This is a genomic window from Brucella sp. TWI432 (assembly GCF_039674445.1).
GTDB lineage: Bacteria > Pseudomonadota > Alphaproteobacteria > Rhizobiales > Rhizobiaceae > Brucella > Brucella chromiisoli.
This window is the reverse complement of record NZ_JBDJNL010000013.1, coordinates 24,985-37,782: the sequence shown is the minus strand read 5'-3', so window position 1 is coordinate 37,782 and position 12,798 is coordinate 24,985. Positions and strand designations below refer to the sequence as shown.

The window sequence follows — 12,798 nt, the reverse complement described above, 5'->3', positions numbered from 1 at the left end:
GCAATCAGGCCGCTGTTATCCTTATAACAGCGGCCTTCTTTGTCATTTAGTTGAAACCTTTGGCATCTTTAGTAAGGAAACCGCGCTGATCGCCAAGAAACCCGTTGGAAATGGCTTTCACTTTTCAAACGAACACCCATATGCTGAAAACAGCGAAATCAAAATGTATGTACGTAAGAGGGAAGGACCATAACATGACCGTAACGGCGATAAAGCTCAACGACGGCAATCACATTCCACAGCTGGGTTACGGTGTCTGGCAAGTTGGCAATGATGAAGCCATTGCCGCTGTGAGTGAAGCGTTGAAAGTCGGCTATCGCCATATCGACACCGCTGCAATCTACGGCAATGAAGAAGGCACCGGCAAAGCAATCAAAGAGTCAGGTATCGCACGCGGCGACATTTATCTGACAACCAAACTCTGGAACAGCGATCAGGGTTATGAATCGACGCTCAAGGCTTTTGATACCAGCTTGAAAAAGCTTGGCACCGATTATGTTGATCTGTATCTTATCCATTGGCCGATCCCGGCGAAGGATTTGTTCATGGAAACATGGCGCGCTTTCATCAAGTTGAAGCAAGAAGGCCGTGTAAAATCTATTGGTGTTTCGAACTTTCGCACGGCCGATCTTGAGCGCATTCTCAAGGAAAGCGATGTCACGCCAGTTCTCAACCAGATTGAGCTGCATCCGCAGTTTCAGCAGGACGAGTTGCGTCTGTTCCACAGCAAGCACGACATTGCAACGGAAGCCTGGAGCCCGCTTGGACAGGGCAAGATCCTGGAAAACCCTGTCCTCACAGCAATCGCTAAAGCACACGGTAAATCCGTAGCGCAGATTATCCTGCGCTGGCATATTGAGACCGGCAACATCGTTATTCCGAAGTCGGTAACACCTGCGCGGATCAAGGAAAATTTCGATATTTTCGATTTTAGCCTCAACGGTACAGACCATGATGCCATCACCAAGCTGGATAAGACAGATGGCCGTATCGGACCAAACCCGAATACGTTTTCAGCGGGTTAATTGCGAGATTGAAAGCCGGGCAGCAAGCCCGGCTTTTTCTTAGGTCGTGGTGACGAATTAACTGTTTGATCCGAATAGCGATATTTGATGAAGCGCTCGATTCTGCTTGCGTTCATGCCCGACTGCCTTTGAATGGCGTTTATACCGCTTTGATGGATTTGATCCAGCAATTGTCTCATTCGAGCCTGCATCGCTGAATTGCGATATGACGGTGCCAAAGCTTTCCTGTTTGTAGCGGTTAGCTGTACATAAAACAGGCCAAATGTTGAAATTTGGTCCATGTACTAGCTCCAGTATTATAAGTGTCCACAGTTCTCTTAGAAGTTTCAGATTGACTTGATCCCAGTGTCGTCGTTTGATCGGGCAGGTGTGGGGGATCTGTAGAACGAGGCGACAAGCCCAAAACAGAAAATCCATCTCTTTATTGATGTAAAAATGGAGTTCTGTTGTGTTCAAGTTCACCAGACGAGGAATGTTTCATCTTGCTCTCGCTCTCGCCGGGTCCACGGCGATGGGCAGCTTTGCCACCACGGCAGCGCAGGCTCAGGACAAGATCCTGCTCATCATCAATGGCGCGCTCGGCGATAAATCTTTCTTCGATTCCGCTGCCAATGGCATGAAGATGATCAAGGACAAGTATGGCGACGACGTTGAAACCAAGATCCTCGAAATAGGTGACGATCCGACCAAATGGGAGCCGGTTTTCCTCGATGCTTCTGAGCAGGACTGGGATCTGATCATCGGCGGCACCTACCAGATGTCGGAAACCGTTGGCTCCGTTGCGCAGCAATACCCAGACAAAAAATATGTCCTCTATGATGCAAGCGTGCCTTATGAAGAAGGCGGCTATGACAACGTCTATTCCATCCAGTACAAGCAGAACGAAGGTTCCTATCTCGGTGGGATGTTAGCGGCCTCCTTGCTCAAAGACGGCAAGCTCGGCGAGAGCGACAACAAGCTCGGCTTCCTAGGCGGCATGGATATTCCTGTCATCAACGACTTCCTCGTCGGTTATATTGCCGGTGTCCAAGCCATTGATCCGGAAACGAAAATCTCGATCTCCTATGCAGGCTCCTTCATGGATGCGGCAAAGGGCAAGGAACTTGGACTCGCACAATATCGCTCTGGCGTGCCGCTTGGTTTCGTTGTTGCCTCGCAGACCGGTCTTGGCCAGCTTTCGGCAGCCAAAGAAACCGGCAAATATGTTCTGGGTGTCGATTCCGATCAGGAAGCCATCTTCAAGGACAGCGACCCTGCCATGGCAAAACAGGTCGTCAGCTCCGTCCTGAAAAACGTCGATGTCAGCCTTTTGCAGGCCTATGACCGCTTCAAGGAAGGCAGTCTGCCATTCGGAAAAGCCGAAGCGCTAGGCCTGAAGGAAGGTGCTGTCGGCATCGTGCAGGACGGCAATATGGCGACGATGGCCTCACAGGAAACCAAGGATGCGATTAAGAAAGCTTCCGATGAAATTTCCGACGGCAAGATCACGGTTCCAACAGCCTTTGGCATGAGCACCGAAGACCTCAACGCGATCCGTAACAAGGTTCGTCCATAATCGTGGAAAACCAGATAAAAAACAATGAAGGCGGCGATGTAATCGTCGCCTTCCGTAATGTGAGCAAGGTCTATCCGAATGGCACTGTCGCGCTGCGCGATGTGTCGTTTTCGATCCGTGCCGGTTCGATCCATGCCATTTGCGGCGAAAACGGCGCAGGCAAATCCACGCTCATGAAAATCCTGTTTGGCATTGAGAATGCCACTGCAGGCGAGATTGTGATCGACGGCCAGACAATTTCTTCTTGGTCGCCGGACGATGCAGCGGCCAAAGGCATTGGCATGGTGCATCAGCATTTCTCGCTGGTGCCGACACTCACCGTCACCGAAAATATCATCCTCGGCCATGAACCCGTAAAAGGTGGTTTTATCGACCGTGTAAGCGCACGAAAATCGGTCGAAGAACTGATGCAGCACTATGATCTGCACGCCGACCCGGACGCGATCACCGGCACGCTGTCGGTTGCAGCACAGCAGAAGATCGAAATCCTCAAGGCGCTGGCGCGACGCACACGGCTGTTGATCCTGGATGAACCAACGGCTGTTCTTTCGCCGCCCGAAATTGAAGAGCTGATGCGCAGGCTGAAAGCCCTGCGCGATGAAGGCATAACCATTCTCTTCATTTCGCATAAGCTCAATGAAGTGCGCGAGCTGGCCGAAAGCGTCACTGTACTGCGCGCTGGCGCTGTAGCTGGCACAGAAAAGCTTGCAGATGTACCCGACGATGCCATCATGCAGATGGTTATGGGCCACGCTGTCGAAATTCCCCAACGCGCGCATAAGACGAACCTCACGCAAACCGTGCTTGAAATGAAGGGCGTCACCATTGAAGCCCTCGACCCTGCCGACCGTATCCGCGATGTAAACCTCACCATCGGCGAAGGTGAAATCGTCGGTGTCGCGGGCGTCGATGGCAGCGGCCAGCGCGGTCTGGTTTCAACACTCTCAGGCCTGATGCAAGCTTCTCAAGGCACAATCACCCTGAACGGGGCCGATATGACCACCGCCGACACGGCAAGCTGGCGCGAGAAAGGCTTGGCCTATCTTCCTGCCGACCGCTTTTCACAAGGGGGTGCGCCGGGCCTGTCTCTGGCTGAAAACACGATTGCCGGCACGGACGGAAACCGCGACACTGATTTCGGCCCCTTCCTGCGCTGGAGCGCGATCAAAGCGCGTGTCAATGGCATGATTAAACAATATTCGGTGCGTGCAGGTGCGATCACCGAAAGGCTCGACTCGCTGTCTGGCGGTAATGCGCAGAAGCTTATCGCTGCGCGCGAACTTGCCACCAATCCTAAATTCCTGATCGCCGATCAACCCACACGCGGCATTGATGTTTCGGCAGCAGCCTTCCTGCATCGCCGCATCGATGAAGTGGCGCAGGGTGGCTGTGCTGTACTTCTCGTCAGCGCCGATCTCGATGAATTGCTGCGGTTAAGCGATCGCATCGTCGTGTTCTTCAATGGCCGGATTGTTGCCGTTCTCAGAAACGGACCCGACATTACGCCGGCAGTCCTTGGACCTTATATGCTGGGCACGCGAGCATGATCCCAAAAAGTGTAAAACGGTTTTTGGATAAGATCATGCTTAAGCAGAGAGTTGCAGCCTAATGCGTAGATTTATATCCTATCTTATTCCCTTCTTTCTGACCGTGCTGGTGATCGGCATCATCATGGCGCTGCTGATCGTACCACTGGCCTTGATGCAGGATAATCCGGCAGGTGTGCTGAAAACCTTCTTCCTCGGACCGTTTGGCAGCATTCGCCACATGGGTAATGTGGTGGAAGCTGCAACGCCGATCATGCTGACAGGCCTTGCCATCACTATTCTTTTCCGCTCCGGACTGTTTAATCTTGGTGCAGAAAGCGGCTTTTTCCTTGGTGCGCTTGGTGCAGTTGCAGGCGCCGTTCTGCTGCCGTCACTTGGCTGGTTCTCGCTTCCGGTGGCGATCCTTTGCGGTGCGGTCGCGGGCAGCTTTGCCTGTACAATTCCAGCGGCGCTGCGATTGCGTTTTGGCGCATCCGAAATGGTCACATCGCTGGTTCTCAATTATGCCTTCCTGTTTTTGGGCCTGTTCGTGCTCAATTATGTCATCCGCGATCCGGCTGCGGGCGGCATGATGTCGTTGCGCATTCCAGCCGATGCCAAGCTTGATCGGCTGCTGGCGGGCACACGCCTAAACTCCGGATCGATCATTGCCATTCTCGCCTGTATTGCAGGCGGTATCTGGCTTTACTGGACGCGTTCAGGTCTCAATATTCGCATTGCAGGCTCCAGCCCCGGTTTTGCAAACCATCTCGGCTTGCCGTTCAAGGGCATTATCATGCGCGCTCAGATCGTTGGTGGTCTGGTGGCTGGCATGGCCGGTGCATTGGAAGTGCTGGGCCTGCATAACCGTTTCGCATGGCTTGATCTGCCCGGTTATGGATGGACGGGTCTGGTGGTGGCCATTCTTGGCCGTGAAAACCCGTTCCTGCTCATTCCAGCAGCGCTGTTTCTGGGCTTTGTTCAGGTTGGAGGGGATCTTCTCGCCCGCAATATGAATATTCCGACCGAAGTGGTCGGCCTGATAACTGCTGCTATCATGGTGGGCGCAACAGCAAGCGTCATTCACAATCACCCGACAGTTTTGCGCGTGATCCGAAACCTCCGCAATCGGGAAGGAGAACAGTCATGAGCGCAGTTCTTGCACAAATTCTCGATCCAGCCTTTATCGCAACGATTCTGCGTGTCGCCACGCCCTTGTTGCTGGCAGCGCTTGGCGTGATGATTTCTGATCGCGCTGGCGTGCTGAATATCGGCATGGAAGGCATGATGCTGACCGCAGCGCTCATTGCGGTGCTCGCAAGTGCTGCCACGGGAAGCCCGGCCATCGGTCTCCTAGCAGCCCTTATAGTCGGGGCCTTTCTCGGTTGGCTTATGTCGCTGTCAGTCAACAAGCTTGGCACAGATCTGATTATGACCGGCATTGCACTTAATATTGCGGCGGCAGCGGGAACAACACTGGGGCTTTTCGTTGCCACCGGTGACAAGGGCATGTCGGGCGCGTTGAAAAGCGGGGCGCTGCCAAGCCTTTCGGTGCCCTACATCGGCAACATCCATATTCTGAGCTTCGCCGCATTGCTGGCGGTTCCGGCTGTCAGCCTTCTGATGATGCGCACACGCTTTGGCCTGCACTTACGTGCAACCGGTGTCGATCCGAAATCGGCGCGAGCGGCAGGCATTCACACCGGACGCGTTCAGATGCAGGCCCTCATACTTTCGGGCATCTTTGGCGGTGCGGCAGGTGCCTATCTCTCGCTCGGCTATGTCACATGGTTCGGTCAGAACATGACCGCTGGTCGCGGCTTCATCGCCATTGCTGCCGAAGTGATGGGGCAGGGAACGGCATGGGGAACTCTGGCCGCAAGCCTCGTTCTGGCCGCAGCGGAATCGCTGGCGATCACCTTGCAAAGCCTTGGGCTGCCGTTCGAGCTAATGCAGATGATCCCTTATCTCGTGCCCGTTGTGGTGCTGACGGTACACGCCGCAAGAAGACAGCGGCGTGTAAGACAGTTGAAGAAATCCTGAAATGCATGAAAACGAGAAAAACATGAAAGCCTGGGAGCTAACACGCGATCTGCTGCGCAACACAAAGCCTGTGGTGCGCACGGCAGAAGAGCAGACATGGGACGCAAGCGCCGTCATGAAGGCGCAGGACGATCTCATGGCCATGTTCTGGAAAAGCAATGTGCCGGGTTCAGCAGCACCCGAATGCCTGATGGCCGGTGCGCTGCAATCGCTTGAAAACAAGGGGTATGTACTGGCACCCTATGCAGAGCTTCTGCGCGACGGGCTTGCAGCGCTGGAGCGCTCTGACTTTGAGACGCTGTATCGCATCGACATGCGTTTGCGTATACTCATGCGTGCGGCAAAGCCCGATCCCGAGCATCCATCGCAGAAAACCATCCGCTTTCCATCATGGGACGCGTTTGATGCGAGCGTGAAGTGGCCGGAAAATGTGTCTTATCCTATCCAGTCTGATGATTTCCGCGACCGTACCGCGGGTGCATGGATGGCGCAGCTGGTGGGTGCTGCCGCTGGCACCGCACTTGAAGGCTATACGGCTGAAAACATTGCAGAAGTCTTCGGTCCGATACGCGATTATGTGCGCGAGCCTAACACCTATAATGACGACATCACCTTCGAGATCGCTTTTCTCGAAGCCTTTGGTGAAAAAGGTTCTGGGGTGACCAGCGCCGACATTGCCGAGCGCTGGACATCGCTGATCCCGCTTGGCTGGTCGGCGGAGGCAATCGCCCTTTCCAATATGCGCCGAGGTCTCACAGCACCCGAAACCGGCACGTCCGACAATCCGTTCGATGAATGGATCGGCGCACAGATGCGCGGTACAATCTGCGGCATGGTCGTGCCGGGACGTGCGCGTGAAGCTGCTCGTCTTGCCTGGATGGATGCGGAAATCTCCCACGCAGGAAACGGAAGCCTGGGCGAGGTTTTCAATGCCGTCATGGCAGCCCGCGCCTTTGCGGTTCAAAACACACGCGAATTGCTGGACTCAACGGCAGCGCTTTTCTCGACCGACACGGAATATGGTGCGGTTCTCGCCTTCGCGCTTGATGCCTGTAATACAACAGAAAACTGGCAGGACGCCTGGGCAAAGTGCGACGCCGAATATGCGGAATATAACTGGATTCACGTCACGCCAAATGCAGCCGCGCAAGTTGTGGCACTCTGGTTCGGTGAAGGTGATTTCGACCGCACGCTGGAAATTGTCTGCGGCATCGGCCACGATGTTGACTGCAATGCCGCGCAGATTCTCAGCATGATCGCCATTCAGCACGGCCCCGGCATTATCGCAGAACGCTGGTCAAAACCACTCCTCGCCGACGACATCGTCACCTATATGCGCCGCCCGGCGCAAATTTCCTTCGATGCGCTGGTCGATCAGACGGTTAGTGCAGCGCGCAACGCTCTTTAAAAATCCCCTATTAGGAACACATCATGGCCCGTAAAATTATTATCGATACCGATCCCGGTCAGGACGATGCAGTCGCCATTCTTCTGGCACTCGCAAGCCCTGAGCTCGACATTCTCGGCATCACCGCCGTTGCTGGCAACGGCCCGCTGGCTCGCACTGAAATCAATACCCGCACCATCTGTGAAGTTGCGAAAAAGCCGGACACAAAAGTATTTGCAGGCTCTATCCGTCCGCTGGTGCGCCCGCTCGTGACGGCTGAAAACGTCCACGGCAAAACCGGCCTTGATGGTTATGATCTGCCTGCCCCCACTATGCCGCTTCAGACGCAGCATGGTGTGGATTTCATTATCGAAACACTGATGAAAGAAGAGCCAGGCACTGTAACACTGTGCCCGCTTGGCCCGCTTACCAACATCGCATCAGCCCTTATCCGCGAGCCAAAAATCGCTGAACGCGTCAAAGAAATCGTGCTGATGGGCGGGGGCTATTTTGAAGGCGGCAACATCACGCCATCGGCTGAGTTCAACATCTATGTCGATCCACATGCAGCCGCAGTTGTGCTCAAATCAGGCATCCAGATCACCATGATGCCACTCGATGTCACGCACAAGGTGCTGACCACCGAGAAGCGCATCGCAGCCATTCGCGGCCTCGGCACACATGTCGGCGAAGTGGTTGCTGCATGGCTTGAATTCTTTGAGCGCTATGATGAAGCAAAATACGGTACCGATGGCGGCCCGCTGCATGACCCGAACGTTATCGCCTATCTGCTGAAGCCTGAACTCTATTCAGGCCGCCATTGCAACGTGGAAATCGAGATCAATTCGGAATTGACCATCGGTGAAACAGTCGTCGACTGGTGGGAAGTGACCGATCGTCCAAAGAACGCATTCTTCATCAACGATGTCGATGCGGATGGTTTCTTCGCGCTGCTGACCGAGCGATTGGTAAAACTCTGATACCCTTTTGTGATGGAATAATTTCAGGGCAACGATCAATGGTCGTTGCCTTTTAGTTATAAAGCTTATCAGTATAATTTTGTTGATTGTTTTTGCTTGCGCATCAGAAGCCTTGCTTCAAATGCCATTGCCCTGTGTGCCTTCTCCAAGAAACGCCACGCTGCTTCGAAAACCCGGCGTTTGGACAGCATAAATTCGAGGGTGTGTCGGTCACGATCAACAGCCCAGCCGAATTGAAAAATTCGCGAGAAAACCTTAACGATGGCTTTACGAGCAAAACGAAAGCCCTTCATTCGCAGAATATGGGATGGAATAATCATCCAATTCGAGTAGTCCATCCAAAAGGGCCAAAAAGATCAAATAGCTTTGCAGTATTTTGCTTGGGCTCAATCCTTCTCACGATAGATTTCGGCAATGTCGCCCAGATCCCAGTTCCCGCCTGTCAAAATTGCACAGACATTCTCGTCCTTTTGTACTTTTACAGAGCCGGCCAGGAGTGCGCCTATAACTATTGACGCGGCGGGTTCGGCGATGAGTTTTGCGTCAGTCGCCAGCGCCCGCATTCCTGCAACGATATGCGCATCTTCGACAAGAACGATCTCATCCACATATTTCTCAATAATTGGATAAGGATTGCGTCCGGGCACACTGATCCTCAGACCATCTGCGATGGTATCCTTAAGAGGAAGTGATGTGGGTTCACCGTTCTTTCGGCTCCAGTAATATTTGGGCGTCAGAGCTGGCTCTGCACCAATAACCCGAACTGAGGGGTTCATTTCTTTGATTGCTGTCGCAACACCGGAAATCAGACCACCGCCACCAAGAGGGACAATCACAGTGTTGACGTCCTTCAGGTCTTCGAGAATCTCGCATCCAATTGTGCCCTGGCCCGCCATGACCATTGGATCTTCGAAGCCATGAATCACTGCATAGTTATTGGCTTCCGCGATCCGATACACCTCTTTCCATCTTGTCGCGTTGTCACCATCAAATAAAATGACCTCAGCTCCTAAAGCGCGCGTGTTCGCTATCTTGATTTTCGGGGTAGTCACAGGAAGCACAAGGACAACTTTGACGCCCATCATACGCGCCGCATAGGACAATCCCTGTGCATGATTTCCAGAAGATGACGAGATAATCCCGTTGGCAATCTTCTCACGTGGAAGCGATAGCACTGCGTTCAGAGCGCCTCGTATCTTGAATGCGCCCGTTAGCTGAAGAGTTTCTGGCTTAAGATATAAATTACAAGCGACTTTGGATGCGATTTTGTCAGCCCTCAGGAGGTGGGTATGATAAACATACGGCGCAATGCGTCTTTGTGCATCTCGAATGTCTTCAATTGTGGGATAGTTTAGCATTCATCACCGCCTGCATGCGCTTTGCTTTAAACTTCGAAACCGTGCTTCCCGAGTGGGACGCTGCTATTGCTCAAAAAAGGAAAATCTGGTGCCGACATTTTGGCGAAGGGCACGATTATAGATCGCATTGGCTGTCGTGTTATCTTGCGCAGCCATTCCTGTTGAATCGAAGATTGTTATCTCTTCTGCATTCTCACGTCCTGCTTTTGTGCCGATCAGGATCTCGCCAATTTCGGCGTGAATTTCACTCATGGAAATGATGCCGTGATTGAGCGCGTGCCAGGTCTCACCTTTTTGCGAACACTGGCTTGTCGAGTCTGTGACGATTTTAGCATTTCGAAATATTTCAGGCTCCAGTTCCTGCTTGCCCTGAGCATCTGTTCCAATCGCAACAATATGCGTTCCTGGTTTTATCCAATCCGCTTCCACCAACGACCCCTTGCCACGTGTGGTGGTAACCAAGATGTCCGCTTGTTCTACAGCTTCTCGTTTGGATGCCGCCATTATAACAGGAATATTAAACTCGCCTTCCATATCAGCTTTGTATTTTGACAGTGTTTCAGGGTTAGAATGCCACGCATGAATCTCCTCAATGTGCATCACTTCGCGGATTGCTCTAATTTGCATGCGTGCCTGATTGCCCGTGCCGATTGACGTTAGTTTTCTCGCGTCTTTGCGAGCCAATAATCTGACCGAAATCGCACCGGCAGCCCCAGTCCTCAGGCCCGTGATCAAGCTGCCATCCATCACGCATACCAATGCACAACTTTGTGCGTCAAAAAGAAGGATCGTTCCCATGCCGTTCGGAACGCCATGACGAGAAGGATTGTCCCTGAACCCGCCCGAAGACGCTTTCATTGATATCATCTCAGATGATTTCAAATAGCCCAGCTTGAAGTCGATTTCACCGCGTGGTGCAGGTAGATGTATGCCAATATAATCCGGCTGCTCCACCTGGCCGCTGCTGAATGCACGATAAGCGTCTTCAACAGCGTCTATGACCGCAGACAGCGAAATGAGTTTTTTGACGTCATCCTTCGTCAATAGCAGCGTCTTCAAACCAGTCTCCTTCAGTCGCACCTGTCTGCGGCGGATGGGATCGCCACATCGAATATCGCAATAACTGAAAAGCATAAAATGCTGAATCAATCCAAACAACGCAACGAATGCCCGAAATGACATGAAGGATGAATTCATGGCGGGCTTTGTGGTCAGGACTCTGTTTTTCCGATGGGCATATAGAAGGATATATGAGTGAGCACTTTAAAGACGATGAAGCCCGACGCCATTATGGCATCGGGCTTATTTCTAACGTCGCGAGTGGAGGGATCAGGCCGACCGCTCGCTGGCATTTGGACGCCATTTTATGAGGCGCGTTTCAACCACATCAAGAATACTGTCGATGATCAAAACGAAGACTGCTAAAATCAGGATACCGGCAAATACGCCAACCGCGTCGAAGTTGCCTTCAGCCTGGGCGATAAGATAGCCTAGACCGGCGGACGAACCAAGATACTCGCCGATGATCGCGCCAACCACTGCAAAGCCGACGGAGGTGCGCAAGGAGGACAAGATCCAGCTTGCTGCTGCCGGGAAATAGACGTGACGCAGGAGATCAGAACGTTTGGCGCCGAGGATACGCGCATTTGAAAGCACGACCGGATTGACTTCGCGCACACCCTGCATTGCGTTGAAGAAGGTCACGAAGAACACCAGTGTGACGGCGAGTGCGACCTTGGACCAGAGGCCAAGACCCAACCAAAGCACAAAGATTGGCGCAAGAACAACGCGCGGGATAGCGTTCAGGCACTTGATGAAGGGGTCGAGAATGCGCGAAGCACTGCGGCTAAGACCGAGCCATACGCCTGCAGCAACGCCAAGACCCGTGCCGATCAGATAGCCGAGAACGGTTTCTGTCAAAGTGATCGATACGTGACGATAGAAACTTGTATCGGTTATCCACTCCACGACCTGATTGAAAATATTCAGTGGTGCCGGGAAGAAAAACACGTCGATGAAACCCAGCGATGTGCCGAGCTGCCAGCCGCCGAGAATGATAACCAGCAAACCGACCTGGATAAGACGTTCAGTCATGGCGTTCATAGCTTTTCTCCACTTCGCCGCGCAGCGACGCCCAAATATTGCGATAAAGATCCATGAAGCGCGGATCGAGTTTGATTTCTGCGACGTCGCGCGGACGGTTGAGATCGACGGGGAAACTATCGATCACGTGGCTGCGGGGGCCAGCGGCCAAAACGACGACACGATCACCAAGCGCTATGGCTTCTTCAAGATCATGCGTAATCATCACAACAGCGCGGCGTTCTTCCTGCCAGAGCCGGAGAAGCTCATTTTGCATAAGGTGACGCGTATGGATATCGAGTGCGGAGAACGGCTCATCCATCAGGATGACTTTTGGACCTGTGATAAGCGCTTGAGCCATCTGCACACGCTTGCGCTGACCGCCGGAAAGCTGATGGGGATAACGGTGCTCAAAACCTTTCAGACCCACCTTGGCAAGCCAGTTGAGCGCACTTTTGCGGCGTTCGGAAGCGCTTATCCCTTTAAACATCGGACCAAGCTCGACATTTTCAAGCGCTGTTTTCCATGGCAAAAGTGCGTCCTGCTGAAACAGATATCCTATATCATGGTGCACACCAGTGACGGCTTTTCCATCGACTGACACTGTTCCGTGTGAGGGTTTCAGCAATCCTGCTATGGCGTTGAGGATGGTGCTTTTCCCACAACCTGTCGGGCCAACGATGGCGAGAAACTCGCCATCCGCAACCGTGAGGTTGACATTTTCGACCGCAACAAAGTTGCCGAACGACATTGTAACGGCATCAATTGATACCATTGCTTTTGGGCTGGGGCTTGCTGCGACTTCCGGCGCAGGTTTGACAACGGCTAATGACATTGCCTCC

13 protein-coding genes are annotated in these 12,798 nt (G+C 53.0%); 7 read left to right on the top strand and 6 right to left on the bottom strand.

Annotated features, from left to right (window positions below; all coding sequences use genetic code 11):
* The first annotated feature begins 194 nt into the window (after positions 1-194).
* Positions 195-1,025 (top strand): aldo/keto reductase, encoded by an 831-nt coding sequence (locus ABE527_RS16125; RefSeq protein ID WP_499695048.1) that lies wholly within the window; start codon positions 195-197, stop codon positions 1,023-1,025.
* Here ABE527_RS16125 and ABE527_RS16120 read toward each other — a convergent pair.
* Positions 1,022-1,306: a hypothetical protein gene (locus ABE527_RS16120; protein WP_499697540.1), complete on the bottom strand. Its 285-nt coding sequence runs from the start codon at positions 1,304-1,306 to the stop codon at positions 1,022-1,024. The genes ABE527_RS16125 and ABE527_RS16120 overlap by 4 nt on opposite strands.
* A 167-nt stretch (positions 1,307-1,473) precedes the next feature.
* Between ABE527_RS16120 and ABE527_RS16115 the strand changes: the two genes are divergently transcribed.
* From ABE527_RS16115 to ABE527_RS16090, 6 genes are all read left to right on the top strand, one after another.
* Positions 1,474-2,580, top strand: a complete 1,107-nt coding sequence (locus tag ABE527_RS16115) for a BMP family ABC transporter substrate-binding protein (protein WP_499697539.1) — start codon at positions 1,474-1,476, stop codon at positions 2,578-2,580.
* A gap of 2 nt (positions 2,581-2,582) precedes the next feature.
* Positions 2,583-4,127 carry an ABC transporter ATP-binding protein gene (locus ABE527_RS16110; protein ID WP_499695051.1) on the top strand — a complete coding sequence of 515 codons (1,545 nt, stop codon included), beginning with the start codon at positions 2,583-2,585 and terminating at the stop codon, positions 4,125-4,127.
* Positions 4,128-4,188: 61 nt separating this feature from the next.
* Positions 4,189-5,256: an ABC transporter permease gene (locus tag ABE527_RS16105; protein WP_499697537.1), complete on the top strand. Its 1,068-nt coding sequence runs from the start codon at positions 4,189-4,191 to the stop codon at positions 5,254-5,256.
* Positions 5,253-6,149, top strand: coding sequence for an ABC transporter permease (locus ABE527_RS16100; RefSeq protein WP_499697536.1), 897 nt, complete (start codon positions 5,253-5,255; stop codon positions 6,147-6,149). The genes ABE527_RS16105 and ABE527_RS16100 overlap by 4 nt, the downstream gene beginning before the upstream one ends.
* A gap of 22 nt (positions 6,150-6,171) precedes the next feature.
* On the top strand, positions 6,172-7,557 hold the full coding sequence (locus ABE527_RS16095; RefSeq protein WP_499697534.1) for an ADP-ribosylglycohydrolase family protein: 1,386 nt from the start codon (positions 6,172-6,174) through the stop codon (positions 7,555-7,557).
* Positions 7,558-7,580: 23 nt separating this feature from the next.
* The gene (locus ABE527_RS16090; RefSeq protein WP_499697533.1) at positions 7,581-8,516 is read left to right on the top strand and encodes a nucleoside hydrolase; all 936 of its coding nucleotides are present in this window, start codon (positions 7,581-7,583) and stop codon (positions 8,514-8,516) included.
* A 68-nt stretch (positions 8,517-8,584) separates the two neighbouring features.
* Here the strand turns inward: ABE527_RS16090 and ABE527_RS16085 are convergent, their stop codons facing one another.
* The 5 genes from ABE527_RS16085 to ABE527_RS16065 all read right to left on the bottom strand — a co-directional run bounded on the left by ABE527_RS16085 (position 8,585) and on the right by ABE527_RS16065 (position 12,791).
* Positions 8,585-8,836: a hypothetical protein gene (locus ABE527_RS16085; protein ID WP_499695056.1), complete on the bottom strand. Its 252-nt coding sequence runs from the start codon at positions 8,834-8,836 to the stop codon at positions 8,585-8,587.
* A gap of 66 nt (positions 8,837-8,902) precedes the next feature.
* Positions 8,903-9,874, bottom strand: coding sequence for a threonine/serine dehydratase family protein (locus ABE527_RS16080; protein ID WP_499697532.1), 972 nt, complete (start codon positions 9,872-9,874; stop codon positions 8,903-8,905).
* Between the two features lie 63 nt (positions 9,875-9,937).
* Positions 9,938-10,933 carry an ornithine cyclodeaminase family protein gene (locus ABE527_RS16075; protein ID WP_499697584.1) on the bottom strand — a complete coding sequence of 332 codons (996 nt, stop codon included), beginning with the start codon at positions 10,931-10,933 and terminating at the stop codon, positions 9,938-9,940.
* A 270-nt stretch (positions 10,934-11,203) separates the two neighbouring features.
* Complete coding sequence (locus ABE527_RS16070; RefSeq protein WP_396998954.1) at positions 11,204-11,977, bottom strand: ABC transporter permease; 774 nt, start codon at positions 11,975-11,977, stop codon at positions 11,204-11,206.
* On the bottom strand, positions 11,961-12,791 hold the full coding sequence (locus ABE527_RS16065; protein ID WP_499697531.1) for an ABC transporter ATP-binding protein: 831 nt from the start codon (positions 12,789-12,791) through the stop codon (positions 11,961-11,963). Before ABE527_RS16065 ends, ABE527_RS16070 begins: the two co-directional genes overlap by 17 nt.
* Positions 12,792-12,798: the final 7 nt, after the last annotated feature.

Bases quoted from the DNA above. Each gene is read 5' to 3' on its own strand.
- ABE527_RS16085 (WP_499695056.1), bottom strand. From the start codon at position 8,836: ATGATTATTCCATCCCATATTCTGCGAATGAAGGGCTTTCGTTTTGCT.
- ABE527_RS16080 (WP_499697532.1), bottom strand. From the start codon at position 9,874: ATGCTAAACTATCCCACAATTGAAGACATTCGAGATGCACAAAGACGC.
- ABE527_RS16065 (WP_499697531.1), bottom strand. From the start codon at position 12,791: ATGTCATTAGCCGTTGTCAAACCTGCGCCGGAAGTCGCAGCAAGCCCC.
- ABE527_RS16100 (WP_499697536.1), top strand. From the start codon at position 5,253: ATGAGCGCAGTTCTTGCACAAATTCTCGATCCAGCCTTTATCGCAACG.
- ABE527_RS16120 (WP_499697540.1), bottom strand. From the start codon at position 1,306: ATGGACCAAATTTCAACATTTGGCCTGTTTTATGTACAGCTAACCGCT.
- ABE527_RS16105 (WP_499697537.1), top strand. From the start codon at position 4,189: ATGCGTAGATTTATATCCTATCTTATTCCCTTCTTTCTGACCGTGCTG.
- ABE527_RS16070 (WP_396998954.1), bottom strand. From the start codon at position 11,977: ATGAACGCCATGACTGAACGTCTTATCCAGGTCGGTTTGCTGGTTATC.
- ABE527_RS16090 (WP_499697533.1), top strand. From the start codon at position 7,581: ATGGCCCGTAAAATTATTATCGATACCGATCCCGGTCAGGACGATGCA.
- ABE527_RS16095 (WP_499697534.1), top strand. From the start codon at position 6,172: ATGAAAGCCTGGGAGCTAACACGCGATCTGCTGCGCAACACAAAGCCT.
- ABE527_RS16125 (WP_499695048.1), top strand. From the start codon at position 195: ATGACCGTAACGGCGATAAAGCTCAACGACGGCAATCACATTCCACAG.